Source organism: Pandoraea sp., from assembly GCF_004297875.1.
Classification (GTDB): Bacteria; Pseudomonadota; Gammaproteobacteria; order Burkholderiales; family Burkholderiaceae; genus Pandoraea.
Map to the genome: position 1 here is coordinate 39,383 of NZ_SCSK01000020.1, position 25,462 is coordinate 64,844.

Consider the following 25,462-nt stretch of genomic DNA (forward strand, 5'->3'; position numbering starts at 1 on the left):
GCGTCCCTTACTCGGCGCGCACAGGGTTGGCCGCGGCGTCGCCGACCACCGTGTTCCATGCCCGCACGCGCCACGCTTTGACCAGTCCCTCCCGCACATAGGGATCAGCGCTGGCAAACGCCTCGGCCACGGCCGGCGAATCCCCCTGAAACAGAAGCACGGCGGAGTCAGCCGGCTCGGCGAGCGCGCCGCCCAGCAATAGTTCGCCGCGGCGTGCCGCCTGCCAAGCCAGCGCCAGATGCGCGTCGCGAAACTGCGCGCGGCGCTCCAGATAATCGTCGCAAAGGTCGTAGAACAATATGTAATGCATGGTGTTCGCTCCTCAGCCGTGACGGCCCGCGGGTTATCTCATGGTATCGGATCGCCCAACGCTTCGAACAATCGATCCGTCAAGCCGGATGCGCGCCGGCTGGGCGTAGCCACCGCCGCGGCGACAACCGGCCATGATGCATACAGCGCGACGCTCGTGCGCGCGCGCGTCACCGCAGTGTAAATCAGCTCCCGGGACAACACTCGGCTGCCCTGTTCGGGCAGCACCACGGCAACGCGCTCGAACTCCGAGCCCTGCGATTTGTGCACCGTCATCGCGAACGCCGTCTCGTGCAGCGGCAAGCTGGCTGGCGAAAACAAGCGATAGGCGCCGTGCTCGCCAGGAAAGGCCACGCGCAATGCACCATCGCTTCCCGCTGGTAAGGCAATCCCGATATCGCCGTTGAATAGACCCAGCGCATAGTCGTTGCGGGTGACGATAACCGGCCGCCCGACATACCATGCGTCGGCCGAAAGCAAGGTCGTGGAACCCAACCCGACGCGCTGCACGAAGGCGCTCGCCAGTTGCCCGTTGAGCGCCTCCACGCCACGCCGCCCACCGCGTGTGGCGCACAGCACGCGAAACCGGTTGAATGCGGCGAACAATTCGGTGGCGGCTCGGTCGGACTCCGCCCGGCGCAGCGCCGCCACCCTATCACCGTACTCGGCATAGCCGTCGGCCAGTTGTGCCAGGTGCGCGCTGTCGAGCGACGGGCGCGCGGTTTCGTACAGCACCACGCTCTGCTCGCCGTGCAACGGATCACCGCCTGCCAATACTTGCCGCACGTCGCTGACACGCCCGTGCTTGATGCCCTCGGCCACGCGGCCGATCGCCGAGGCGCCGCCGAACCGGTAGTTGCGTTCGAGCCAAATCACACTATCTCGCAGCGGGGACGGCACGGCGGGCGCCTGGGCCGATTGCAGCAGCGCCGCGGGAATCGCCATGTCGCACGCCAGCGCCTCGCGACAAGTCGGCGACAGCGCCGGACTGGCGCTCAATTCACCAAATACCGCGCCGGCCTCGACTGCAGCCAACTGATCCTTGTCGCCCAACATAATCAGGCGGGCGCCAACTGGCACGGCCTCGAGCAAATGGGTGGCAAGCGACACGTCGATCATCGATGCCTCGTCGATCACCACCAGGTCATAGGGCAGCGGATTGTCGGCATGATGACGAAAGCGCCGGCCGGCTCGCCGTGCGCCCTGCGGCACCACCCCGAGCAGACGGTGCAGCGTCAACGCTGCCGCCGGCAAGGCATTGCGCACCGCGGAAGGCAAATGCTCGGCGCGCGCGGCGAGCGCCTCCTGCATGCGCTGCGCCGCCTTGCCTGTGGGCGCGGCCAGGGCCACGCGCAGCCCTGGCTGACGTTCGAGCAGGCAGGCCAGCAAGCCGACCACCGTGGTGGTCTTGCCGGTGCCCGGCCCGCCGCTCAGAATCACGATGTGCTGGCGCAGCGCCAGCGCGGCCGCCGCCATCTGCCAGTTCACCTCTGGCGCGCCGCCGGACGCGTCGGCACGGATATCGCCGGCCCCGAAATAGCGCGCCAGAAGCGCGCCATTTCCGTTCACGGGCAAACCGCCCTGGGCCGCGCCGCCGGCATCGGGCGTGCGATGAACGGCCAGCGCATGCGCCAGACGGCGCTCGTAGTCGTAATAGCGCGCCAGATACAGCCGGTCTCTGGCGTCGAGCACCAACGGCGCGTCGCTGTCAGCGGCCGCCTGCGGCGCGCAAATGCCGCTGCCCAGCAGGGCATCGCGCCACGCCGCCAGGGCCGGTGCGTCGTCGGGGAACAACTCGTGCGTGGCCGGTTCGTCATGCAAATCGCTCAACGGCACGCAGACGTGTCCGTCGGCCGTGGCCACGCTGAGCGCAAACGCTGCGCGCCAGACTCGCTGACACACCGCTTCGGAGCTGCCATGAAGACGGGCGAGCATCACCATGCGCCGCGCAAAGGCTTGTGCCAGGGCTTGTGTCGGCGAGCAAGCCTGCAGCGTCGGCATCATGATGCGTTCTCCTGCAAATCGGCTGACTGCATCAGGCGATCGAGCGCCTCGACCAGGGCGAGCGGCACGCGCTCGGCGAAAACGCCCGGCACGTCGCCCGATGTTTCATCCGGACTGCGCCAGGTGACCCTCGCGCCCCGAATGAACAGCCACAGGCAGCCGCCGATATCGCGCTCGTAGTCATAGGCAGGCAAGCGATTTCGCAAATAGCGGTGCAGCGCCACCGTGTACAGCAGATACTGCAGGTGGTAGCCATGCTCGGCCATCGCAAGCGCCAGCGCCGGACGGGCGTAGGCAGCCGCATCGTACCCGAGGTGATTGGATTTCCAGTCGGCAATCCACCAACGCCCCCGATGCACGAAAACCAGGTCGATGAATCCTTTCATGTAGCCGCGCAAGGTCGCGGCATCGAGCGCGATCTCCGCATACCCATGAGTGCGCAGCAATGCCCGCAGCGCCTCGAGCGGAACCACACCCAGCGGATAGGTAAATTCGAGTTCGGTCAGGCGCTGGGCCGGCGCGATCTCGGCAAGCCGCAGCCCCGGCTGAAGTTCGCACGCGACCAGTTCGCGCATCAGGCGTTGCATCATCGCAGGCCAGTGGGTGGCCGAGGTGGCGCCGGCCGGTGCGGGCGGCCGCTCGCGCAGCGCTTGCGCTGCAGCGTCGGGCCAACTGTCGGGACGCGTGAAGTCAGCCAACTCGAGCAACCGGTGCAGGCACTCGCCGGCGGCAGGCCCGCGCGGGAAATGCAGAATATCGTCGGCGGCCGGCCCGGCAGGGACGCTCGCGACCAATGGCGGCGCCAGCTCGCTCAGTGATGCGAGCGCGTCGTGATCGGGGCGCGGCCGCTCGCTGCGCGCGTGCTCGGCCTGACTAAGCAGCGCGCTGAAGCTGGCGATGCGCCATGTCTCGCGCAGCGCACGGCGTGCCCGGCGAGACTCGAGCCGTGCCGGTGCCTCGCGCGCCGTCAACGGTACGGCAGCGCGCGACTCGGGCAGCATGCTCACGCGCAATGCCCTGTCATCAAGCCCGCGCCATGCGGCAACGATCTGCTGCGCAGCGACGGCGCCGTCGGACCAAGCATCAAAACTCGTCTCCTGCCCCGCGACCAGCCAGTTGAGCATGCTGGCGCAGGCTTCCCTGGTGTTGCGCTTGGCCGTGTAGATGCCGGCCACCAGATAGCACCGGTACACTGCCCGCGTGAGTGCCACGTACAGCAGGCGCGCCTGCTCGGCGGCCTGTTCGCGATGCAGCGCGGCGCTCGCACGCGCGCGGGCGTGCTCATCGCGCCCATAGTCGATTACCGCCGCGCCGCCATCGTGATATTCGATGGCCAGTTGTTTGCCGGCATCGCGCACGCGGCCATCCCACAGGAACGGGCAGAATACGATCGCATATTCCAGCCCCTTGGACTTGTGCACGGTAACGATCTGCACCAGATGGCGATCCGATTCGAGGCGCAACTGCGCCTCGTCGCCACCGCCCCCCCGCCGGCGGCGCGCCGCCAGCCAGCGCAACAAAGCCGTCATGCCGGGCTGCTCGACCCAGCGTGCCTGCAACAGTTCTGCCAGATGCGACAGATTGGTCAGGCGGCGCTCGCCGCCCGCGCCCGCGACCAGCCGCGGCGCCACCTCGAGCTCGCGCATCAGGGTCCGCCACATGGCGATGAAGCCGCGTTCGAGCCAAAGCTGGCGGTAGCGCTGCAGACGCTCGATCCAGGCGATCGCGCCAGTCTCGGGCAAATCAGCCGCCTCGGTGTCCTGCAGGCGGAAAATCGCCATCGCATCGAGTCCGAACAGCGGTGTGGCCAGCGCGGCACGCAGCACGCGCAAGTCGCCAGGCGCCTCGACGGCCAGCAGCACGCGCTCGATCATTTCGGCTTCCTCGCTGGCGAACACCGAGTCCTGGGTCAGCTCGACGCTGCCGATGCCATATTGCGCCAGGACCTGCTTCATCCAGCTGCCCTGCACGTGAGTCTGCACGATGACAGCGATGTCGCCAGGCGTGAGGGGGGCATCCCCCAGGCGCACCGTGCCGGCCGTGGCGCCCTCAAGCAACCGCGCAATCTCGGCGGCGGTAGCGGCCGCCGCTTTCGCTTGCGCGTCGGCCTTGGTCAGCGCGACGTCGCCATCCGGCAGCAGCCAGACATTCAGCCCGGCGGCCGGCTCCGGGTCATGTAACGGCGCCCGCTCGCGCGTGCCGGCGCGCACTGGCGGGTAGTCCAGACCGTCGAGCACGAAGGCACGCGCGTTGCGGCCGAACAGTTTATTGCCGGCGTCGATCACTGCGCCCGTCGAGCGCTGATTGACGGCCAGCGTATAAGCAGCGTCGGCGGTGTCGCGCGCTGCCAGGTAAGTATGCAGATCGGCGGCGCGAAAGCTGTAGATTGCCTGCTTGGGATCGCCCACCATGAACAGCGGGCCGCGCGACGCCTGCCCGGACGCCGCACCGTAGATGTGGTCGAAAATCTCGAATTGCAGCGGATCGGTGTCCTGGAATTCGTCGATCAGCGCGCATGGGTAGCGCTCGCGCAGCACGCCGCCTAGCCAGGGGTGGGCCCGCAACGCGTGATGCAAATTGCTCAGCAGATCGTCGAACGAAACGGTGCGCGCCTCGCGCTTGCTCTCGCGCAGTGCATCGGGCGCCCACGTCAGCCAGTTGCGCAGCAATTCGAGCCAGCGCAGCGCATGACGGTCGGTCTGCGCATCGCGAGCCGACAGCAGTGCATCGGCCAGCGCGAAAAACGGCGCGTCCGGTGGCGCGGCATTTTTCTTCGCGCCCTGTTTCAACTTGGCCGCGCCCAGCAAGAGTGCCTTGGCACCTAGCGGCGCGCCGGTATCGCCCGCATCGAAGTAACGCTGCCAGGCCTGCCGCGCGCTCTCGATGCCGTCGGCGGTATAAATATTGGCCTTGAGATTCGGCAATGCATCCTGCACGAGCTGCGCCGGCGATGTCGCGCCCGACTGCCACGCGTGACGCGCGGCTGCATACAGCGCGTGCAGCGCGGGCTCGTCTTCGCCGGCGGGCATGGCCGGCCAGCGCAATTCGGCCTGCGGCTTTTTCAGGCGCCGCGCCAATTCGCCGACGAGCGCATCCGGGGTCATCTTGTTGTCGACCAGCCAAGCAGGGAAACCTTCGTGGCGCGCCGCGGCCGGCTCAACCTCGCGCCGCCAGAACTCGACCGCCAGATCATGACGAATAGCCTCGTCATCGGGCATCAGCTCGAACACCAGCGGCAGGCCGGCGGCAAAAGGGGTCTCGGACAGCGCACGCTGGCAAAAGCCGTGAATCGTATGGACGGCCGCCTGATCGAATGAATTGAGTGCCAGGCGCAAGCGCAGCAAGGCCTGCTCGGCGCTGATATGCCCATTCAGGATAAGCCGCTCGACCAGGGCCGACACCATCGGATCCGCCAATGGGCCGGCGTCGGGCGCGGCCGCCTTGTCGTCTGCTGTCTCCCCGCTCAGCGAGGCCAGCGCTCGGGCCAGACCGGCCAGTCGCGAGCGGATCCGTTCGCGCAACTCGGCGGTGGCGGCATTGGTGAAGGTCACCACCAAAATCTGCTCTATCGTGTAGTCCTTTTCCAACAGCAGGCGTACGACCAGCGCGCAGATATTCCACGTCTTGCCGGTGCCGGCCGATGCTTCGATCAGTTGCACCCCATCGAGCGGACAGTCAAACACATCGAGTTCGGGGAAGCGGCTCATGCCGGAGCCCCCCCGGCAACGAGATGCGCGGCCAGCGGCTCGCACACGCCGCGCGCGATGGTCTCGAACGGCTCAGCCAGCGGCGCGTCAATGCCGCGCCACGCCAACCGGTAATACGCTTCGTCGCCCTCGCCAAACGAGAATTGCGAGCCCAGCCAGGCCTTTTCCGCGTTGGCCAGTTGCCCGGTACTTACCAGCTCCCAAGCGCTGCGCGGAAAAAATGGCAGCGGTCGGGTCATGCCGACGTGCTGCAGCGCGACCAGTTGCGCGAGCTGGCCGATGGGGTCCTCCACCGGCCGCAAGGCAAAGCTTTCGTCGTCGCCGAACCAGCGCGTGCGCGGCGTCACGCCAGGCAATTCGCCGCGCGCAACAAGCGCCCCCAACACGAGATGCCGAAGCCAGGCATCGAGATAGTCACTCGCGCGTGCGCGGCCATACCGGTACAACACCAGGCCGTTCGGCGTCAGGGGCGCTAGCCGGCCCTGCAGGCGGCAAGCCAGGCCTTGCGGCCATTGCCATTCGTGGGGCCACTCGGGCGCAGCCCGCAGCGCAAGCGACAGGCTGAACGCATGCGCGCTACTGCCGGCGCCGAGCGCGTCACGCACCGCGCCGGCCAGCAGTTGCAACCCGCCCATCTCGCGCACGCGCCACAAGGCGCCGGTCGCTCCCGCGGGCAATTCGTGACTGGCTGCGGCGATGCGCGCTACGCGCTGCGGCGCCTCGCCGGCCAGCAAGCGCGGCAGCACACGCTCGGCAAACGTGCGGCGGGCCTCGGCATCGACCTCGAAAGGCTCGTCATCGTCGAGCTCGGCCTCGGCCTCGCGCAGCGCCACACCCAGCCGTTCGCGCACCCAGACGCGGGTTGGGTGCCGCCAGAAACGCAGCAGATCATCCAGTTCGAGCGCATCGGCGCGCGCCGGCGGGCGCGGCAATGGCGTTTGACAGAAGGCTGTCTCGTCACGCGGCGCGGCACCGGCGCCGAGTATCACACGCGCCGTCTCGGCCTGCATCGCGTCATAGCTGAACAGCCGCGGCGACGCTCCGTCGAAGTAGGCCGGCGCGAACGGCTGCAGCGGATGCTCGGTCACCAGGCTCGCGCGGTGGCGCGCCAACGCCTGCTCGCCGGCGCCTGGGCCCGCCAGTATGTCGGCCAGATGATCGAGCAGCTCGGCGACCACGGCCGACGGCGGCAGAATAGCGTTGTCGCGGATACTGCGCCCGTTGTAGGCGATCAGCACGCGCTCGCGCGCGGCAAGCAGCAAATCGAGAAACAGGTTGCGTTCGTCGTCGCGCCGCTGGCGGTCGCCCCGTTGCGGCAATGCATGCATCAGATCGAACTCGTCGCCGCGCCGCAAGCCAGGCAGCACGCCATCGTCCATCCCGAGCAGGCAAATGACCCGATAGGGCAGCGCCCGCAAGCTCGGCAGCGCCGCGAAGGTCACCCGGCCCGACGGCACGCCGCCGCGTGCCGGGTCGTCGAGCCAGCGCGCGAGCGCGGCGTCGATGACGCCGACCGGCAGTTCGGTATCGGGCGCGCCGTCGTGCATCGCCGCGCACAACTGATCGATCGCCTGACGCACCTCGGCAATATCGTCGGCAAAGGCTGCGTCGGGGGAGAAAAACGTTTCAAGCAACGTCAGCAGGGTATCTCGCCAGGCCAGCGCGTTACGGGGCTGCCCGAGCGCGAGCGCGCTCGCTTCCAGCGCGTCGATCACGCCAGCCAGACTGCCCAGCGCCTGGGCGCGCCCGCCCTCGATGCCGCCGATCGGCAGCCAGTCGGCGCTCGGCATGGCGTCATCGGGCTGCGCATAGCCGAGCAGCAGGCGCATTAACGCGTCTCCCAGCGTGTGGCGTTGCTCTGCCTCGGCCGCGCCGGCCGAGGCGCTCGCGCGCGCCAGACGCATCAGCGGGTCGCTGGCCCAGCCGCGCCGGGCACCGGCTGCCCGCAGCCACTGCTGAATCTGCTCGAGCGCGGCCTCGTCGAACTGGAATTGGTGCGCCACCGCTTCGGTGCGAATCAACTCGATGATGTCGGCGGCGCCGACGCGGCGCCGCGGTAGCGCCAGCAGTTGCCGAACAGCGCGCGCCACCATATTGGTATGGCTGGCTGGCAGACCGGTGACCAGATAGGGGATGCGTGGCGACGCCGTACCGAATACCGCATCGATCAGCGAAGCGGCCTGGCTCAGGTCGGGCACCGCAATCAGCACATCGTCCGGTTGCAGGCTGGGGTCGGCCTCGAACCAGTCGAGCAATTGGTCGTGCGTGACTTCGAGCTGGCGCGCCAGACTGTGACAGGCATGGACGGCAAGACTGCCGTCACCGGCGCCTGGCGCGTCGGTCTCGGGCCGTGGCGCCAGCCAAAGGATGCCGTTTTGCAGCGTACTCAGCAGCGTCGAGGCCGGATTGGGCGTGAACACCGCATCGTCGCACAGCGCGCCCTCGGCCATTTCGGCATACAGAAGATCAATGTGGGATTGGGTCTGCCGGCCCCACTCGGCCAGCAATGGATGGCCGGTTTCGTGATATCCGGATGCGCCGCGCGCCTGCAGATAGCTCAGGCGCGCTGCCGGGACGATCTCGAACCAATATTCCTGGCATGGGTTGAGGGCATAGATGCGCACGTCGATGAGCCGCGACAGCTCCTTGAGCAGTTGCATCGACAGCGGCGGCATCGCGGGCAGCGCGAACACGGCGACGCGCGCCGGCCAGCCGGCCGGCACCTGGCCCGCCGGTAGCGCGCGCAGGATCTCGATGAAGCGCTGCGCCGGATGCTCGCCCGCAATCTCGAGCCGCGTGAGCAATTGTCGCCATAGCTCGGCCTGCCAACGTTCGTCCTCGAATTGCGGGGGGCCCCAATGCACCAACGCCGCAGGCGCTGTCGGGGCGATCGACGCGCCGTGCTGCCAGTGCGTCAGCCAGGGCAGCCGGTATGTCAGGTATTGGTCGAACAGGCTCGCCAGCCGCTCCGCCAATTCATAGCGCATGACCGGATCGGCCTGCCGCAGATAAGCGGTCAAGCGCGGGAAATCGCTGGTCCAGCCGGCATCGTCGAGACACCGGTATATCGGCCACACCAAACGATCCGGGGCAAAAGGCGAGGTCCGCGGCACCGGCAATGCACGCCCAAGTTGCTCCCATAACCATTGCGCCAGATAGGCGAATTGCACATTGGCGCACACGCCGAAACACTGCGCATAATCGAGTTCGAGACGTCGACGCACTGCCGCGCTGGGCACCAGGATGACTTCGCGCGCCAGCGGATCGGCCGGCTGCGCGGCGACGTCGCGCAGCAAGGCGGCCGCGAGATTTTCATAACGATTCGAAAAAAACAGTGAAAGCATGCCGGCAATCGGGTCCGAGGGGGCGCACGAAGCGCAGCGCGACGGTGTGGCGCAACGGGCTGCTTCATGCTTGACGGGTAGCATAACAAAGCGCCGCTCGAAATGAGCGTACGCCCGCAAAATTGCGCGACGGCGCGGCGAGATACGCTAGACTTCGCTGTGACGAGGACCCGCTTGCCGACGATGGATTATCCAAGACAAATCAAGAAATTCCTCTACAGCCACTACTTTTTCAGCGGCGCTCGCCAGGCGGTCGGGGTCACGCTGCCGGCCCTGGTGCTTTTCTGGGGCCTGGATCAACATCTGCTCGGACTGGCTGTCGCCTCCGGCGCGCTGTGCGCGAGCGTGGCCGACGTCAACGGTCCGCTGCGCCACAAGCATATCGAGTTGCTGGCCTGCTCGGTGCTGGGCGCCGCGACGGCCGCGCTGACCGGCCTGTCGTCGGCCCACCCGGTCACATTGTGGCTCTGCGTGGGCGGGCTGAGCTTTTTCCTCTCGCTGCTGGTGGTCTACGGGTACCGGGCCTCGCTGGTGAGCTTCGCCTGCCTGCTGATCATGGTGCTCAACGTCGAGACCGTGGTCTCCCCTGGCGCGGCGCTCCTGAACGCTGGCGCCGTGCTCGCCGGCGGCTTGTGGTACACCTATTTCAGTCTGGCGGTGTGCCGCGTCCTGTGGTTTCGCCTGGAGCAGCAGACGCTGGCCGAATGTTTTTTTGCCACCGCGCAGTATCTGGAGGCCAAAGGGGCGTTCTACGACGTTGATCAGGATCTGGACGAATGCTATCGGCGTCTGATCGCCACGCAGGTCAACGTGGTGGAAAAGCAGCAGGCGGCGCGCGAGATGATTTTGCGCGATCTGCCCCGCTTGCGCCGAGGTCAGCTCGATAAGCGGCGCGCGATGCTGCTCAACCTGTTCGTCAACGTCGTCGATCTGCATGAGGTGGTCGTCTCGGTGCACACCGATTACCCGCTGCTGCGCAAGACGTTCGAACACGCCGACATTCTGATTTTTTTCCGCGATCTGATCCGCAAGGCGGCTGCCGATGTCGACAGCGTCGGCTTCGCGATCGCCAGCGACCAGCCGGCGCGCTCGCGCAGCAGCTGGAAAGCGGAATTCCGCGCGATCGAATACGAAATCGAATTGCTCAAGGAAAAGCGCTTCCAGCAGGACATGCCGGACGCCTACGACGCCCTGGTGGCCACTTTCCGGCGCGTGTGGAGCACGTCACGGCAGATCGAGAAGCTTTATCGGAATATCCAGCGCGACGGCGGCATGCCGAATATGGAAACTCGCCTGGATCAGGCGCTGAACCGCTTTGTGTCACGCCAGAGCTTCAGTCCAAAGCTGCTCTGGCACAACCTGACATTTGCCTCGCCGAGCTTTCGCCACGCGCTGCGCGTGAGCATTGCGATACTGGGCGGGCTGGCACTCGCCCACTTCCTGCCGCTGCTCAAGGGCCAATCGCACAGCTACTGGATCCTGCTGACGACGATCGTGATTCTTAAGCCAGGTTTCAGCCTGACCAAGCAAAAGAATTTCCAGCGCCTGTCGGGCACGCTCATCGGCTGCCTGCTGGTGCTGGCGATCCTGTTCGTCGTGCACAAGCCGTGGGCACTGCTCGGGCTGATGTTCTTCTTCATGGTGATGGGCAACAGTCTGGCTCTCTTCAACTACGGCCTGGCCGTGGTATTCACGTCCGCCTATGTGCTGTTGCTGTTTCATTTTCTGGTGCCCGGCTCGATCCTGGTCGTCGGCGAACGGGCTCTGGATACGGCTATCGGTTCGCTGGTCGCGCTCGTCTGCAGCTACTTCTTCCCGTATTGGGAATATCGCCTGATGAGTCCGCTGGTGCGCGGCGCCGTGCTCTCGACCCGGGATTACCTGCAGTCATGCCTTGGCCGCGACGGTGTCGTCGACGAGTTTGCCTACCGGATGGCGCGCAAGAATATGCATATCGCCTTCGCCAATTTCGGTGCGGCATTCAAGCGGATGATGCTCGAGCCGAAGTCCAAGCAGGTGTCGGTGGCGGAACTCAATGGGCTTCTGGTGCAGACTCACGTGCTCGCCTCGCACATCACGAGCATCTCGGAGATACTCGCGCGTCACTTGCTGCGCGACAAGAGCGGCGAACTTAACGCCGCGGTACAGGCCATTCTGGGTATGCTGCAGCAGGCGGCCGACGCCCCCGTGGCAGGTCAGCGCGGCGGCGACGTCGATCCGGCAGAAACACTTAGGGACTTCACCCGACGGCTGGACGCGCTGGTGGTGCACCAGGAGCAGCAACCCGGCGCCAGTATCGAAGACATTCAGGAATTGAAGCTGATCGCGCACCAGATCAAGCAGATGCTGCGTGTCGGCGAACTGATTTTCAAGGACATGCGCGCAATGCGCCTGCCGGCCGGCTAACGCCGGTCAACCGATACCGCTGCGGGTGGCATATTTGTAAAGATCGACGTCGCGGCCGATGCCCAGCTTGCGCATCGCGTTGTTCTTTTGCGAGCTGACGGTCTTGATGCTGCGGTTCAGGCGTGCGGCAATTTCGGTGATGGTCATGCCGGAGACGAATAGACGAACCACTTCGACCTCGCGGGCGCTGAGCAGCGGCGCCTCGCCTCCCCAGCTCTCGTCGGATGACGCCTGATTGAGCCGGGCCGCCAGCGTCGCCGGCACATAGTGACTGCCGTCAGCCACCACAGTGACGGCCTCGGCGATCTTCTCCTGGTCGTCGGATTTGCACAGAATCGAATGCACGCCGAGCTTGAGCATGCTGCGCAGGATCGCCAGATTTTCCAGCATGGTCAAAACCACCACTTTGACCTCCGGATAGTAGCGCCGAATGTAGCTGATCAGATACAGCCCATCCTTGTAGGATCCGCCCGGCATGGAATAGTCGGTAATGACGACATCGCACGGCATTTTCCCGAGTTGTGCGATCAACTCCGACGAGTCGGACGCCTCACCCACGATCTCCACGTTGAGCCGGTCTTTCAGCATCAGGCGAATACCGAGCCGCACGATCGGATGATCATCCGCGATGATGACTTTGATGGTCATGTTGCTTCTCACATTATTGAACGGTTGGAAACCCCGAGGGTGGCAACGGGCTACGCACTGGCCGCCACCTCTTGTTAAGGGCGGCAACAATCGGATTCATCCGAGGTTTGTTGGAGCCCGGGGTATTCTGTCAAACCTTCCGAACCACTTTAATGGGATTCATCCTAAATGGCCGGTTGGCTGCGCCAGACCCACCCGGGTTGCGACGCAGGTCATCGGCAAACAACGGATGGGGTCGAAAAAGAGGAATGCATGGGGCGCACGGCCGCGAGCAGATCTGCGAACGCCCTCGGTAACATGGTAATTGTTACGGCGCATTACAAATGATGGCTGTCGTAATGAATCGAAACATATCGAAAATCAAATGGCAGCCAAGGTCACTATGATGATGAATCAAATGCACTCTGTCCCCATGAAAATTCTTGTTGTCGACGACGATCCCGAGTTGCGCGACCTGCTGCGCGAATATTTGACGCGACATGGCTTTGCCGTCGCCGTCATGCACGACGGCGAGGGCCTGGCCGCGCGCCTCGAACGCGAGCGGCCCGCCCTGATCGTGCTCGATCTGATGATGCCCAAGGTCGACGGCCTGAGCGCGCTGCGTGACCTGCGCTCGCGCAACGACGACGTCCCGGTTATTTTGCTGACCGCCCGCAGCGACGAGATCGATCGCATCGTGGGGCTGGAGATCGGCGCCGACGACTACCTCGGCAAGCCGTTCAATCCGCGCGAGCTGCTCGCGCGCATCAATGCCGTAATGCGACGCCATCGCGTCACCAACGCGGCGGCGCCCGAGCAGCGTGAGGACTATGCATTCGGTGAGTTCCGCCTGAACTTTCACGCCCGCACCCTCGCCCGCGATAACCAGATCATTCCGATGAGCGATGGCGAGTATGGGCTGCTCAAGCTGCTGGTCAATCACGCGATGCAGGTCCTGAGTCGAGAGCGCATTATCGACTTGCTCTACGGCGCGCACAGCGAAGTCAGCGATCGCGGCATCGACGTGCAAATCTGGCGCCTGCGCAAGCTCCTGAACGAAGATCCGCAAAATCCCCGTTTCATCCAGACCGTGCGAGGGCGCGGCTACATCTTCGTACCGGACGACCAGCATGAAACGCCGCTTTGACACGCTGTTCGGACGACTCGCGCTGCTGATTATCGCGGTGCTGGTCATCAGCCATTTTTCCTGGCTGACCATTTTGCGCAACGACCGCCGTGAACGGCTATTCGAATATTCCGCCGATCAGATGGCGTTTATTTTCCGCAGCGCACAGGCCGTCATGGACGGCAGCTCCCATATTCCGCTGCCGGATTCCGTGCACTTCGAGAAGACGCTGTTCGACGGCCGGAATGCGTTCACGCCGGCCGGCCAATCCGAACATTTGACCCAGCAGCTGGCACAACGCCTGCCCAAGGGCACCGATCTGCGCATCGAACAAAGCACGCCACCGCGCATGTGGGCAAAGTTGCCTGGCGCGAACCAGTGGATTTCGACGCCCATCGTCATGGTTCATACGCCACCGAGCGCGCTTAGGGCGATCCTGCCCGGCGTGCTGACGGTGTTGCTGATCACGGTAATTTTCTCGCTGCTGACGGCGTGGCTGCTGCAGCGCCCGGTGCGAGACATGGCCGCCGCCGCGGAAAAACTGGCCATCGGCGAAGACGTCAAGCCGCTCAAGGAGCGCGGCCCACGGGAACTGCGGCAACTGACAGAACGCTTCAACCGAATGATTACCGATATCGCGCAAGCGGAGCGCGAGCGCAACACGATGCTCGCCGGCATTGCGCACGATCTCAAGACGCCGCTGTCGCGACTGCGTCTGCGCGCCGAAATCATCGACGATGCGGCGCTCACCCGCGGCATCGTCCGCGACGTCGAGTCGATGGCGCGCATCGTCGATCAGTTCCTTTTGTTCGCACGCGGCGTCGAATCCCTTGGCCCGCCGGCGCCGGTCGACTGCCGGCTGCCTTACGTGCTGCAGGTTTTCAGCGACCAGGGACACACGATCAATACGGCATTGCACGCCGGGCCGCAGTTCCAGCTCAAGACGACCCATCTCGAGCGTATCGTCAATAATCTGCTCGACAATGCCGTCAGCTATGGCCGGGCGCCGCTGAGCGTGTGCACGGCACGCACGGCCAATGGCTGGGAGTTGGCCGTCGAGGACAGCGGCCCCGGCATCCCGGAAGAAGATCTGGCGCGTATCGTGCGTCCGTTCGTACGCCTGGATCCGGCGCGCAGCGGCAATGCGCATTGCGGCCTGGGTTTGGCGATCGTCGATAAACTGGCTCAGCAACTCGGCGGAAAGCTTGTGCTGAACAATCGTCCGTCGGGGGGGTTGAGAGCTGCGGTGATTTTCCCGTTGCGGGATAACGCGGCTTGATCGATGCAAGTTACGCAGGGAACGTTACAACTGCCGTTTCACACCGGCGGGGGCGGATATTGACAGGCTGATACTTGTGGGCCCTGACGCTCGCCGCTTGAATCGTGTCGACTAGGCGCGTGCAATGCGCTATTCGATCAGAAATTTTTCTCGATTTCGTCCGATCCATTTGGGCGCTCTGCCCCGTCCCGACCAAGTCTCGCCAGTTGCCGGATTCATATACCTGGCGACCACCGGTCCCTTGCTGGCCCTGCGTTGCTTGCGCTCGACCGATAAACCCAGATCTTTGGCAGTCAACTCGTATTCTTCGATTTTCTGCTTGATATCGGCGATGACCGCTGCCACTTCCCTGGCGCGCGCTTCCTCGATCTGCTTTTCTATCTTTTCACGTTGAGCAATCAGTTCTTTATAGCTGGCCATGCCATGTTTCCTTGATTATTTATATGAGCTCATAAAATAGCAGAATTTTAATCAGAAAAAAATTGGGGCAAACAGCACAGCTACTGAAGAAATACTCAATTGAGTCCCGAATTCAATAAGATCATTCTCTATTTCTTATCTTTTCGACATCATTTGTATCACGAAGAATTGGATATTTCCGTTTCAACTTGTCAAATTCGACTCATCGTCTTGTAGGAATTTTTCTATTCTCATTTGATAAACAAATAAATGAATTTGAAATCCGCTTTCAATTGAATACAAATCGATTAAATCGGATCCTTTAAAAAAATTTCGTCAGTCCATGCTCATCTGGCAGCGTTCAATTCCGGCAACCGGGTTTTGGCGCCATCGTCACTCGACGCATTCAGGAGCGACCATGCCCGATGCTCCACTTCGGCATCCGTCAGCGGTCGGCGTGTCAGTCCTTCGAGCGCCAGGAACTCGACACTGCGTATGCCGATAGTCGCCAGGATGCTGCGCAGATACGGCGTCAGGAAGTCTGGTTGGCGGGCCTCATCTCCGGTGTAAATGCCGCCGGCGGCTACCACGATGTATGTGGGACGATCCGGCAACAAGCCCATTTTGCCGGCCGGCGTGCCGCGAAAAGTGCGGTGTATGCGCACCACATGATCGATCCATGCCTTGAGCGCCGCTGGCACCGTATAGTTGTGCATCGGCGTGCCAATCACCAGGCAATCCGACTGCTCCAGTTCATCGATCAACATTTCCGAATAATCAAACACCGCGACTTCTCCGGGATCCCCCGTCAAAGCGCCCGCCAGCACCGCCTCGGCATACGCCCGGCTGATAAGCGGCGGCGGATCGGCGCTCAGATTGCGCTCGATGACACGCGCTTGCGGTGCAGCCTGCTGCAATTGCTCGAGCAATGCGCGTGCCACGCGAGCACTTTGCGACCCAGCGCCGCGCGGGCTGCATTCAATATACAAAATGGCTTTCATGTCGGCCGCACCTGTTCGTGCAGCGCCAGATTGAACCGCATGGCGGTGGCCAGCATTCCCTGGCGATAATAAAAACGCTGCGCCAGAGCGTTCGAGAGCGCCGTATCCAGCACAAGTTTCGCGCAGCCCTGCACGCGCGCCTCGTCAGCCAAAGCCTCGAGCATTCGCTGCCCGAGCCGGCCCCGGCGCTCGGTCTCCAGCGCGATGAGGTCGTCGACATAAAGAAAACGGCCGTACACCAGGTTTTCCTGCAACCGGTAGCCCGCCAAAGCCACGGCGCGCGTACCGCGCCAGGCCGCCAGTAGCCGGTAACCTTGCGCAAACTGGCGGGATAGGCGAGCCATGAATTCCTGCTGCGAGCTCAGGTGAGGCCGCAATTCCCGCATCGCAGGGTAGCAGGCGGCAATTTCCTCATCATTGACGGGATGTCGCAAAACCGTCGCCTCGGCAGTGGCGTCTGGGGACATGATGCATTTCTCCGGATGGTATCGAGCCCTCAATTTAGCGCTGCGATGGTTCAGGATGAAGAGCCAAGTTTCGTCGATTTGTCTGGGCCATCGATGGCGATAATGGCTGACTTCTGGTAAATATGGGGGCGCTACGCCGCCCGACTGGCGGCGCAACACGACTATCCCCCCCTTTTTTTACAAGAGTCTGTCTTATGTTCGAGCATGTCGAAGCCTACGCCGGCGATCCTATTCTCAGCCTGGGCGAAGCCTTTCAAAAAGATCCCCGCCCCAACAAGGTCAATCTGAGCGTCGGCCTGTATTACGATGAAGAGGGCCGATTGCCGTTGCTCAAGTCGGTACAGCAAGCCGAGGTGCGCCACGCCGCCAAGCTCTCGCCGCGCCCCTATCTGCCGATGGAAGGCGACGCGGCCTATCGCGGCGCGGTGCAGCAGTTGCTGTTCGGCGCCGGCCACGCAGCTGTCAGGGCAGGGCGCATCGCGACCATCCAGAGTATCGGCGGCTCGGGCGCACTCAAGGTCGGGGCCGATCTGCTCAAGCGCTACTTCCCCGCCAGCCAGGTCTGGGTCAGCTCGCCCACCTGGGAAAACCATCGTGCGATATTCGAGGGCGCGGGTTTTACCGTCAACGACTACCCGTACTACGACAAGACCACCGGCGGCGTGCAATTCGAGGCCATGCTCGCGACCCTTGCGCAACTGCCGGCCCAGTCGATCGTGCTGCTGCACCCCTGCTGCCACAACCCGACCGGCGTCGATCTGGACCGCACCCAATGGCAGGAAGTTGTCCGAGTGGCCAAGGAGCGCCAACTGATCCCGTTCATGGATATCGCCTACCAGGGCTTCGGCGACGGACTCGATGAAGACGCTTATGCGATTCGGGCCATGACCGATGCCGGCGTCAGCTTCTTCGTCAGCAATTCATTCTCCAAGAACCTGTCGTTCTATGGCGAGCGCTGCGGCGGCCTGTCGGTCGTTTGCCGCGATGCAGAGGAGGCCGCCCGCGTGCTGGGGCAATTGAAGGCGACCGTGCGCCGCAACTACTCCAACCCGCCGACCTACGGCGAGCAGATCGCCGTTACTGTGCTGACCGACCCGGCATTGCGCAAGGAGTGGGAAGACGAAGTCGCCCAGATGCGCGTGCGCATCAAGTCGATGCGCACGCAGTTGCACGACGCGCTCGTCAAGCAGTGCCCGGGCGTTGACTTCAGCTACATCGTCAAGCAGCGCGGCATGTTCAGCTATACCGGCCTGTCGCGCGAACAGGTCGAGCGCCTGCGGGACGAATTCGCGGTGTATCTGGTCGGGTCCGGGCGCATGTGCGTGGCCGGACTGAATGCGAAAAACGTGGCTTACACAGCACAGGCATTTGCCGCAGTCATGCAGCAGTGAGTCGAGTCCGACCGCGGCTGGCGCCAACGTAGCCAGTCACGGTCGGCGGCCTGAGGGGATGCGCGCGGACATGTAAAAGAATTCATTGCTGCGACCACGCCGGCGCCACGGCGCTGGCGAGAAACCGCCAGAGCCGCTGCATTGAAATGCCTCCCCGGGCCACCGGGAATGCACTATCATCGCAGAAATCACGCGGCAGGCACGACACCGGACATGAAGAGCGCCCCCCAACGCAATATTCCCCTCAACTCCACACCGATTCTCAATCGCGGCACCTTTGCCTGGCGCTCCAGACTGGTCGTCGCATTTATCACTCTGGCTTTCATCGCTCTGGCCGTGCGGGCGTTCTGGATTCAGGGGCCGGGTAACGCCTTTTATATCAAGCAAGGCGAAATGCGCTACGAGCACCAGATTCCGTTGCCGGCCGTGCGCGGGCGCATCCTTGACCGCGACGGGCGAATTCTCGCCGTCAGCCTGCCGGCGGACGACGTCTGGGCCAATCCGGTTGAAGTGCCGAAAGACAAGCCGCTGACCGAGTTGCCCGAGCTTGCCAAATTGCTTGGCGAAAACCCGGCCACCCTGCGTGCCAAATTGACCGACGGGCGGAAATTCATTTATCTGAAACGGCTGGTCACGCCGGCGGTCGGCAAGGAAGTCCTGGCCCTGAAAATGCCTGGCGTGCACGAGACGCGCGCCTACAAGCGATTCTATCCGGAGGGCGAGATCGCCGCGCACGTGGTCGGTTTTACCAACGTGGAGGATCAGGGCCAGGAGGGCATCGAACTCGGCGAGCAGAGCCTTCTCAAGGGTACTGGCGGCAGCCATCTGGTGATCGAGGATCGGCTGGGACGCATCATCCAGGATCTCGGCGACGACGTTGCGCCGCGTGACGGGAAAAATGTCGTGCTATCGCTCGACACGCGTATCCAACTGGCCACTTATATGGCCGTCAAGGACGCCGTCCAGCGCACCGGCGCCAAGGCTGGCGCGGCCGTAGTCCTCGATGCGAAGTACGGTCAAGTGCTGGCGTTGGCCAATTATCCGTCGTACAACCCGAATGATCGCGAAGACCTGACGGGCGACCAGTTGCGCAACCGGGTGCTGACCGATTCGTTCGAGCCGGGCTCGATTCTCAAGCCGGTGACCATGGCATTGGCGCTGCAGTTGCATCGCGTGACGCCGACCACGACCTTCGACACGGGTAACGGCCGGCTCGAGTTTCATGGTGCGGTGATCAGCGACGACAGTCCCAACCATGTAATCACCACCACGCAGATCATCACCAAATCGAGCAACATCGGCATGACCAAGATCTCGACGCTGCTCAAGCCCGAGGAAATGTGGAACATGTTTACCGACATGGGCCTGGGCCAGGCGCCGAAGCTCGGTTTCCCCGGCGCATCGGCCGGGCGGGTCCGTCCGTACCACTCGTGGCGCCCGATCGAACAGGCAACCATGGCATACGGTTACGGCATTTCGACATCGCTGTTCCAGTTGGCGCGCGCTTATTCCGTCTTCGCCAATCACGGCGTCATGGTGCCGATCAGTATCTTCAAGAACACTGAAGCGAGCCCGCCGGCCGGCGTGCGGATCATCAGCACCCACACCGCCCAGGAAATTCTCGACATGCTCGAGACCGTGGTGCAGCCGGGCGGCACCGCCCCGACGGCGCAAGTGCCTGGGTACCGGGTCGGCGGCAAAACCGGCACGGCCTACAAGCTGCGCGGCCACACCTATGACCACAGCCTTTACCGCGCCTCGTTTGTCGGTATTGCGCCGTTGTCCAACCCGCGCCTGGTGATCGCCGTATCGATCGACCAGCCGCGCGCGGCCGAGCACTTCGGCGGGCAGGCCGCCGCACCGGCATTCGTGCAGATCGCCAGCCAGGCGCTGCCGATGCTCAACATCCTGCCCGACAACACGGTCAAGCCGACCGTAATGCCCGCAGACGCGTCGTCAGTGCAAGCGGCCGCGCCGGCAGCGGCTGCACCGCGCGCCGCGCCGGGGCATCACGGCTGACGTCCCGCCCGCGTCGCATCGGGCGAGTCAGCCCAGCGCCCGGCATGCCGCCCAAAAGCCCTGTTTCACCACGTCGATATCGTTGGCGCTCACGGCCATGCGATACCCGTCGGCCAACGCCGCGCGCGCGCCGGCCGCGTCCTGGGTGAACAGGCCGCACGGCAAGCCAGCCTGTCGCGCCGCCTGCAGCACATGTGCGCCATCGCGGGCGATCACCCCGGGATCGCCCGTGCCTCGCGACAGCGCAAGATCGCCGGTACCGACAAACAGATAATCGACGCCGGGTACGGCGGCAATCGCCGCGGCGTTCTCCACCCCCCTGACGGTCTCGATCAAAACACCCACCGCGACATGGCGGTCGGCCTCCAGCATCGCTCCAACGCCCGCCAGAAGCGGGCGCACACCACCGGCCGATCGCTTGCCCAGCGGCGGATAGCGCCCGGCCGCCACGGCTCGCCTGGCGTCGTCCGCGGTCTCCACCAGCGGCACCAGCACCGACGCGGCGCCCGCGTCCAGCGGCTGCGCAATCGCCTGCGGCGAATTCTCGGCGCAGCGGGCGATCACCGGCACGCTCGATCCGGCCACGGCGATCGCCGCCTCCAGGGTGCCGCGCTCCCACAGGCCATGCTGAAGGTCCAGCACGATCGCACCCGGAGCGGCGTGTGCGGCAAATTCAACCAGCGCTACGCTGCCCAAGGACAGCCAGATCAGGTTGATCGATTGCTCAACGGACATTCTGGATTTGAGCGGCTTAAACATGATTGGAAAGCTCCGGAAGCATGATGTGTTTGAAGCAGGAAGAGTGGCGCGGCTGACCTGCAGCACCGCATGACGGCGTTTTGCGCTGCGCAAAAACTGAATTCAGAATATTGAAAAATATATAAAGTGTCAAACACGAAGAAATTTGATCATGGCCTGCGACGTTAAATATCAGTAGAAATCATGGTTTACACGTAAAAGGCAAAAATCCACTTGCTTGATACTTCAATTATCTTACAATAATCTGAATTCAGAATTCATCAATATTGAATTACGGCGCGTGCCGGCATAACGCGAGGAAAATCATGAGACTTACCAGGGAATCGATCTTGGCCATGCCTGATTCGCCAATCATCGACGTGTGGCGTCTTGGCATCGATCGTCCTGACGTCATCGGCCTGTGGGCCGGCCAAAGCGACTTGCCGACGCCCCAACCTTTCTGCGAAGCGGCCAATCGCGCGCTGGCTGCCGGACATACTTTCTATTCGCCCAATCGCGGCATCCTCGCGCTGCGCGAGGCGATTCGCGCCTATTACGCACGGTTATGCGGCGTCACGCTCGAGGATGAGCGCGTCGCCGTCACCAGTTCAGGCATGAACGCCGTGATGCTGGTCTCTCAAGCCATCATCGAGCCGGGCGACAACGTGGTTTGCATCACGCCATCGTGGCCGAATATTCTGCGGGCGGTTCATATCGCCGGCGGCCTCACGCGCGAGGTCCCGCTCGGCTACGGCGAGCACGGATGGAGCCTCGACCTGCAGCGCCTGTTCGATACCTGCGACGAGCGCACGCGGGCGATCTACTACGCCTCGCCGGGCAACCCGACCGGCTGGATGATGTCTTCCGACCAGCAACGCCGCCTGCTCGATTTCGCGCGACGGCGCGGCATCGCCATCATCGCCGACGAGGTCTATCAACGCATCGTTTATGACCGCCCCTATGCGCCATCGATGACGGAAATCGCCGCGCCGGAAGATCCAGTGTTCGTGGTCAACAGCTTCTCCAAGGCGTGGGCCATGACCGGCTGGCGCATGGGCTGGATAATCTACCCGCGGCCAATGCTCGCGACCTTCGAGAAATTGATTCAATTCAACACCAGCGGTGCTCCGGCTTTCCTGCAGGCTGGCGCGGTGGCCGCGCTCAACGATGGCGAGCCGTTCGTGCGCTCGTTCGTCGAGCGGTGCCGCAACGGACAGCGCCTCGTGCTTGATCGCTTGCGCGCGATGTCGCGCGTGCGGGTCGTGCCCAACACCGCGTCGTTCTACCTGATGTTCGAGATCGAGGGTGTGCGCGACACCCTCGCCTTTTGCAAGCGCGCGGTACTCGAAGCCGGCGTGGGACTGGCGCCGGGCGTGGCGTTCGGCGACGAATCGGCACATCAGATCCGCCTGTGCTACGCGCGCAGCGACGCCAGTTTGAGCCAGGCCATGGACCGGCTGCAGACCCATATCGCCCGGCTCGGGGCCGACAGCGACTGACGGCGAGCATTTCATTTCAGGCATTCGGCCCTGCTCGAAAGGCCGGCAACGGTAGCGACCCACTCCCCCGCGACGGGGGCAATACACAATAGAAAGAGGAGATATATGAAACATAAAAGTCATGCCGCCATACTGGCCCTGGGCGCCACCTTCGCCGGCACCGCGCTGGCGCAAAGTTCAGTCACGCTGTATGGCATCGTCGACCAGAGCATTCGCTATACCACCAACGCCGACGCGGCGAACAACGGCAGCGTGCAAGTGACCAACGGGGCAATCACCAACAGCCGGTTCGGCTTCAGGGGCGAGGAAGCGCTGGGCAACGGACTCAAGGCAATCTTCGATCTCGAAAGCGGCTTCGACCCGCAAACCGGTTACCTGAATCAGGGTGGGCGCATGTTCGGCCGCGATGCATACGTCGGGTTGTCCGGCCCCCTGGGCGCCATCAAGCTCGGCCGGCAAGGCACCGAGGCATTCAACCTGTACGGCGATTACGATCCGTTGACCGTGGGCAACTACACGGCAAACTCCTGGCCGTTCTACATGACCGATGCACGTATCGACAACGCCGCCAGCTATGACGGCACCTTCGGGCACCTTCACCTGGGCGCGACCTACGGCTTTGGGCAGCAGCCGGGCAGCCTGAGCAAGAACGCTTACTGGGGCGCGCGCGCCTCGTATGACCTGGGTCCGCTGAGCTTCGGCGGTGTCTATCAGGAACTGCACGACATCGCCAATAACGCGCAACGCATGTGGGGCGTGGCCGCGCGCTATACCACCGGGCCCGCCAAGCTGTTCTTCGGCTACATGGGCGGGCACGATGCCACCGGCATCGTCGACGCCTCGCTCAACGATCCAAGCCGCACGGTGAGCACCGGCTCGTTTGTCGCCAATCCTCGCAAGGACTCGACCTTCTTCACCGGCATCACCTACCAGGCCACGCCCGCCCTGTCGCTGACCGGCGCCGCGTATTACGACGACATCAAGAACGTCAATGGCATTTCCGGCAACAGCGGCAAGCGCTACACGGGCGCACTGTGGGCCGACTATGCGCTGTCGCAGCGCACCCAGCTTTACGCCACACTCGACTACAACAAGGTCGACGGCGGCGCGTACACGGAACTGCCCGGCAAGAGCAACCAGACCGGGGTGGCCGTGGGCATTCGCCACATTTTCTAGAAGACGACGGTACATCGATGCAAGCAAACCAATTCATGACCGAGCCCGCCGGCTCCCATCGGGACGGCTGGCTGTTATACCACTCGGTCGGCATGTTCCCCGGGCAGGAGGAGGCGGTGCGCGCAGCGCTCGAGACGTTCGCCTCGCAGTGGTGCCGGCCCGACCTCGGGCGGTGGGACTACGGCCTGCAGGCTCGCCAGCGCGTCCTGGATGACTGGGCTCGCCTGGTCGGCGCGCCCGCAGGTACCGTATTTGCCGCGGAGAATGTGACCGAGGCCTTCGCCGGGTTCGTCGGCGCACTGGGCCGGGAACGGCTGGCCGGACGCCGCATCCTGATCGCCGCCGACTGCTTTCCGAGCCTGCACTTCATGCTCGCGGGCATCGCGCCGGTGCTCGGTTTTACGCTCGACACCGTGCCGCTGGCTCAGGATGCGGCATATGTCAGCGACGACGAATTCATCGCACGATGGGACGACGGCGTGGCGTTGGCGATCGTTACCTGGGTCACCTCCACCGCCTCCAGGCGCGCGGATCTCACGCGCCTGGCCGCGCACGGCCGCGCGCAGGGCAGCCTGATCGCGGTCGACATCACGCAGGGCGCCGGCATCCTCGATTTCGACGTCGCCCGCCCGGCGGTCGATTTCGTTGCCACGACCACGCTCAAGTGGCTGTGCGGCGCGCCCGGCACGGGCCTGGGCTACGTCAACCCGGCGCTGCTCGATGCGGCGCTGGCGCCGCTCGTGCAGGGCTGGTTCAGCCAACCCGATCCGTTCAACTGGGATCTTGCGCGGTTTTCGCTGGCGCCCGACGCGCGTCGCTTCGACAGCGGCACCCCGTCGTTTCTGCCTTATATCGCCTCCGGCCCCGGCCTCGCATGGCGCCTGGCAGCCGACGCGGCCGCATTGCGCGCTCACAACCTGCGGCTCGCACATCGCCTGATGGCCATCTGCGATGCCAAGGGCTATCGGCTGCGCTCACCACGCGAGGACGAGCGGCGTGGCGCCAGCGTGATGGCCGAGTTGCCGGCTCACGTCGACCCCCGTGCGCTGGAAGTCTCGCTCGCGCTCCAGGGGATTCTGGCGGACACGCGCGGCGCGACCATCCGTTTCTCGCCTGGCGTGCTGACCACCTCGGCCGCGCTCGACCGCCTGGCGGCGCTGCTGCCAGATGCATAACCACCGTAGTGATTTTCTAAATCCTCAGGAGAACAGCATGGAGTCGCCCAACATAACCTCGCGTGAAGGAGGGTTGGAAAAAGCACTGACGCAGCGGCAAATCGCCATGATCGGCATTGGCGGCGCAATTGGTACCGGCCTGTTCATGGGCAGCGGCATCGCCATCGGCTATGCCGGCCCGGCCGTATTGATAAGTTATCTGATTGCCGCGGTAGTCGCCGTGATCATGGTCTTCAGCCTGGCGGAGATGGCCGTGGCGCACCCGACCGCCGGCTCGTTCGGCACCTACGCGGAAATGTATCTGAACCGCTGGGCCGGGTTCGTGGTGCGGTACACGTATTGGATCATCGAAGTCGTCGCGGTCGGCGGCGAAGCAATTGCCGTAGGCCTGTACATGGGTTTCTGGTATCCCGGCGTGCCGGTTTGGTTGTGGTCGCTCGCGTTCGGCGTCGTGCTCGTATACGTCAACTGCCGCTCGGTGACCAACTTCGGGTCGTTCGAATATTGGTTCGCGCTGATCAAGGTGGTGGCGATCGTCGCCTTTATCCTGGTGGGCCTGATCCACGTGTTCGGCCTGGGCACCGGCGCGCCGGTCGGGCTGCACAATCTGACCGGTCTGCCCGGCGGCTTCATGCCGCACGGCTTTCACGGCGTCTGGATGGGCGTGCTGATGGCGGAGTTATCGTTGAAAGTGGTGTACGGCGTGAGGGAGGCAGGAGAAGGCGGTGGCGATTGAAGGAGAATGTTGCTTTCCACAGTAACACTTCCCCAATCGAACTCCACCACCATGGCGAA

18 protein-coding genes are annotated in these 25,462 nt (G+C 63.9%); 9 read left to right on the top strand and 9 right to left on the bottom strand.

Translation table 11 applies throughout. The features are described from left to right. Positions 1-7 precede the first annotated feature (7 nt). Genes EPN80_RS06270 through recC form a run of 4 tightly spaced genes read right to left on the bottom strand, consistent with a single transcriptional unit; the run spans position 8 to position 9,364 of the window. Positions 8-310 (bottom strand): YciI-like protein, encoded by a 303-nt coding sequence (locus tag EPN80_RS06270; RefSeq protein ID WP_293024879.1) that lies wholly within the window; start codon positions 308-310, stop codon positions 8-10. A 38-nt stretch (positions 311-348) separates the two neighbouring features. Further along, positions 349-2,313 carry an exodeoxyribonuclease V subunit alpha gene (gene recD / locus EPN80_RS06275; protein ID WP_293024881.1) on the bottom strand — a complete coding sequence of 655 codons (1,965 nt, stop codon included), beginning with the start codon at positions 2,311-2,313 and terminating at the stop codon, positions 349-351. Next, positions 2,310-6,020 carry an exodeoxyribonuclease V subunit beta gene (recB, locus tag EPN80_RS06280; RefSeq protein WP_293024882.1) on the bottom strand — a complete coding sequence of 1,237 codons (3,711 nt, stop codon included), beginning with the start codon at positions 6,018-6,020 and terminating at the stop codon, positions 2,310-2,312. Before recB ends, recD begins: the two co-directional genes overlap by 4 nt. Further along, positions 6,017-9,364, bottom strand: a complete 3,348-nt coding sequence (gene recC, locus EPN80_RS06285) for an exodeoxyribonuclease V subunit gamma (protein ID WP_293024884.1) — start codon at positions 9,362-9,364, stop codon at positions 6,017-6,019. The genes recB and recC overlap by 4 nt, the downstream gene beginning before the upstream one ends. A 183-nt stretch (positions 9,365-9,547) precedes the next feature. Between recC and EPN80_RS06290 the strand changes: the two genes are divergently transcribed. Beyond that, positions 9,548-11,770 carry an FUSC family protein gene (locus EPN80_RS06290; protein WP_293024886.1) on the top strand — a complete coding sequence of 741 codons (2,223 nt, stop codon included), beginning with the start codon at positions 9,548-9,550 and terminating at the stop codon, positions 11,768-11,770. A gap of 6 nt (positions 11,771-11,776) precedes the next feature. On the opposite strand, the gene EPN80_RS06295 is transcribed toward EPN80_RS06290, so the two are convergent. Continuing rightward, entirely contained in the window at positions 11,777-12,418 is a 642-nt protein-coding gene (locus tag EPN80_RS06295; RefSeq protein WP_293024888.1) for a response regulator transcription factor, read from the bottom strand. A 412-nt stretch (positions 12,419-12,830) separates the two neighbouring features. Here EPN80_RS06295 and EPN80_RS06300 point away from each other — a divergent pair, with 412 nt between their 5' ends. Next, positions 12,831-13,544, top strand: a complete 714-nt coding sequence (locus EPN80_RS06300) for a response regulator (protein ID WP_293024890.1) — start codon at positions 12,831-12,833, stop codon at positions 13,542-13,544. Next, the gene (locus EPN80_RS06305; RefSeq protein WP_293024891.1) at positions 13,528-14,802 is read left to right on the top strand and encodes an ATP-binding protein; all 1,275 of its coding nucleotides are present in this window, start codon (positions 13,528-13,530) and stop codon (positions 14,800-14,802) included. Before EPN80_RS06300 ends, EPN80_RS06305 begins: the two co-directional genes overlap by 17 nt. Before the next feature lie 129 nt (positions 14,803-14,931). Here the strand turns inward: EPN80_RS06305 and EPN80_RS06310 are convergent, their stop codons facing one another. The 3 genes from EPN80_RS06310 to EPN80_RS06320 form a co-directional block, all read right to left on the bottom strand. Then, complete coding sequence (locus tag EPN80_RS06310) at positions 14,932-15,222, bottom strand: H-NS histone family protein (protein ID WP_293024892.1); 291 nt, start codon at positions 15,220-15,222, stop codon at positions 14,932-14,934. 326 nt (positions 15,223-15,548) lie between these two features. Beyond that, positions 15,549-16,202, bottom strand: coding sequence for an NAD(P)H-dependent oxidoreductase (locus EPN80_RS06315; RefSeq protein WP_293024893.1), 654 nt, complete (start codon positions 16,200-16,202; stop codon positions 15,549-15,551). Beyond that, positions 16,199-16,669: a GNAT family N-acetyltransferase gene (locus EPN80_RS06320; protein ID WP_293024895.1), complete on the bottom strand. Its 471-nt coding sequence runs from the start codon at positions 16,667-16,669 to the stop codon at positions 16,199-16,201. The genes EPN80_RS06315 and EPN80_RS06320 overlap by 4 nt, the downstream gene beginning before the upstream one ends. Positions 16,670-16,863: 194 nt before the next feature. On the opposite strand from EPN80_RS06320, the gene EPN80_RS06325 reads away from it, so the two are divergent. Together EPN80_RS06325 and EPN80_RS06330 are read left to right on the top strand one after the other, a co-directional pair. Continuing rightward, positions 16,864-18,060 (top strand): amino acid aminotransferase, encoded by a 1,197-nt coding sequence (locus EPN80_RS06325; RefSeq protein WP_293024897.1) that lies wholly within the window; start codon positions 16,864-16,866, stop codon positions 18,058-18,060. Between the two features lie 213 nt (positions 18,061-18,273). Further along, positions 18,274-20,079, top strand: a complete 1,806-nt coding sequence (locus EPN80_RS06330; RefSeq protein ID WP_293024899.1) for a penicillin-binding protein 2 — start codon at positions 18,274-18,276, stop codon at positions 20,077-20,079. A gap of 27 nt (positions 20,080-20,106) precedes the next feature. Here EPN80_RS06330 and EPN80_RS06335 read toward each other — a convergent pair whose 3' ends face one another. Continuing rightward, positions 20,107-20,814 carry an aldolase/citrate lyase family protein gene (locus tag EPN80_RS06335; protein WP_293024901.1) on the bottom strand — a complete coding sequence of 236 codons (708 nt, stop codon included), beginning with the start codon at positions 20,812-20,814 and terminating at the stop codon, positions 20,107-20,109. Positions 20,815-21,143: 329 nt separating this feature from the next. Here EPN80_RS06335 and EPN80_RS06340 point away from each other — a divergent pair, with 329 nt between their 5' ends. The 4 genes from EPN80_RS06340 (at position 21,144) to EPN80_RS06355 (ending at position 25,403) form a co-directional block, all read left to right on the top strand. After that, a complete protein-coding gene (locus EPN80_RS06340) occupies positions 21,144-22,316 on the top strand; it encodes a pyridoxal phosphate-dependent aminotransferase (protein WP_293024903.1) in 1,173 nt (390 codons plus the stop codon). 105 nt (positions 22,317-22,421) lie between these two features. Then, positions 22,422-23,492, top strand: a complete 1,071-nt coding sequence (locus tag EPN80_RS06345; RefSeq protein WP_293024905.1) for a porin — start codon at positions 22,422-22,424, stop codon at positions 23,490-23,492. A 35-nt stretch (positions 23,493-23,527) separates the two neighbouring features. Beyond that, entirely contained in the window at positions 23,528-24,667 is a 1,140-nt protein-coding gene (locus EPN80_RS06350; RefSeq protein WP_293024907.1) for an aminotransferase class V-fold PLP-dependent enzyme, read from the top strand. 37 nt (positions 24,668-24,704) lie between these two features. Continuing rightward, positions 24,705-25,403, top strand: coding sequence for an amino acid permease (locus EPN80_RS06355; protein ID WP_293024909.1), 699 nt, complete (start codon positions 24,705-24,707; stop codon positions 25,401-25,403). Positions 25,404-25,462 lie beyond the last annotated feature (59 nt).

Excerpts from the sequence above, each read along its gene's own strand:
- EPN80_RS06270 (WP_293024879.1), bottom strand. The coding sequence starts at position 310 with ATGCATTACATATTGTTCTACGACCTTTGCGACGATTATCTGGAGCGC.
- recD (WP_293024881.1), bottom strand. The coding sequence starts at position 2,313 with ATGATGCCGACGCTGCAGGCTTGCTCGCCGACACAAGCCCTGGCACAA.
- recB (WP_293024882.1), bottom strand. The coding sequence starts at position 6,020 with ATGAGCCGCTTCCCCGAACTCGATGTGTTTGACTGTCCGCTCGATGGG.
- recC (WP_293024884.1), bottom strand. The coding sequence starts at position 9,364 with ATGCTTTCACTGTTTTTTTCGAATCGTTATGAAAATCTCGCGGCCGCC.
- EPN80_RS06290 (WP_293024886.1), top strand. The coding sequence starts at position 9,548 with ATGGATTATCCAAGACAAATCAAGAAATTCCTCTACAGCCACTACTTT.
- EPN80_RS06295 (WP_293024888.1), bottom strand. The coding sequence starts at position 12,418 with ATGACCATCAAAGTCATCATCGCGGATGATCATCCGATCGTGCGGCTC.
- EPN80_RS06300 (WP_293024890.1), top strand. The coding sequence starts at position 12,831 with ATGAAAATTCTTGTTGTCGACGACGATCCCGAGTTGCGCGACCTGCTG.
- EPN80_RS06305 (WP_293024891.1), top strand. The coding sequence starts at position 13,528 with ATGAAACGCCGCTTTGACACGCTGTTCGGACGACTCGCGCTGCTGATT.
- EPN80_RS06310 (WP_293024892.1), bottom strand. The coding sequence starts at position 15,222 with ATGGCCAGCTATAAAGAACTGATTGCTCAACGTGAAAAGATAGAAAAG.
- EPN80_RS06315 (WP_293024893.1), bottom strand. The coding sequence starts at position 16,202 with ATGAAAGCCATTTTGTATATTGAATGCAGCCCGCGCGGCGCTGGGTCG.
- EPN80_RS06320 (WP_293024895.1), bottom strand. The coding sequence starts at position 16,669 with ATGTCCCCAGACGCCACTGCCGAGGCGACGGTTTTGCGACATCCCGTC.
- EPN80_RS06325 (WP_293024897.1), top strand. The coding sequence starts at position 16,864 with ATGTTCGAGCATGTCGAAGCCTACGCCGGCGATCCTATTCTCAGCCTG.
- EPN80_RS06330 (WP_293024899.1), top strand. The coding sequence starts at position 18,274 with ATGAAGAGCGCCCCCCAACGCAATATTCCCCTCAACTCCACACCGATT.
- EPN80_RS06335 (WP_293024901.1), bottom strand. The coding sequence starts at position 20,814 with ATGTCCGTTGAGCAATCGATCAACCTGATCTGGCTGTCCTTGGGCAGC.
- EPN80_RS06340 (WP_293024903.1), top strand. The coding sequence starts at position 21,144 with ATGAGACTTACCAGGGAATCGATCTTGGCCATGCCTGATTCGCCAATC.
- EPN80_RS06345 (WP_293024905.1), top strand. The coding sequence starts at position 22,422 with ATGAAACATAAAAGTCATGCCGCCATACTGGCCCTGGGCGCCACCTTC.
- EPN80_RS06350 (WP_293024907.1), top strand. The coding sequence starts at position 23,528 with ATGACCGAGCCCGCCGGCTCCCATCGGGACGGCTGGCTGTTATACCAC.
- EPN80_RS06355 (WP_293024909.1), top strand. The coding sequence starts at position 24,705 with ATGGAGTCGCCCAACATAACCTCGCGTGAAGGAGGGTTGGAAAAAGCA.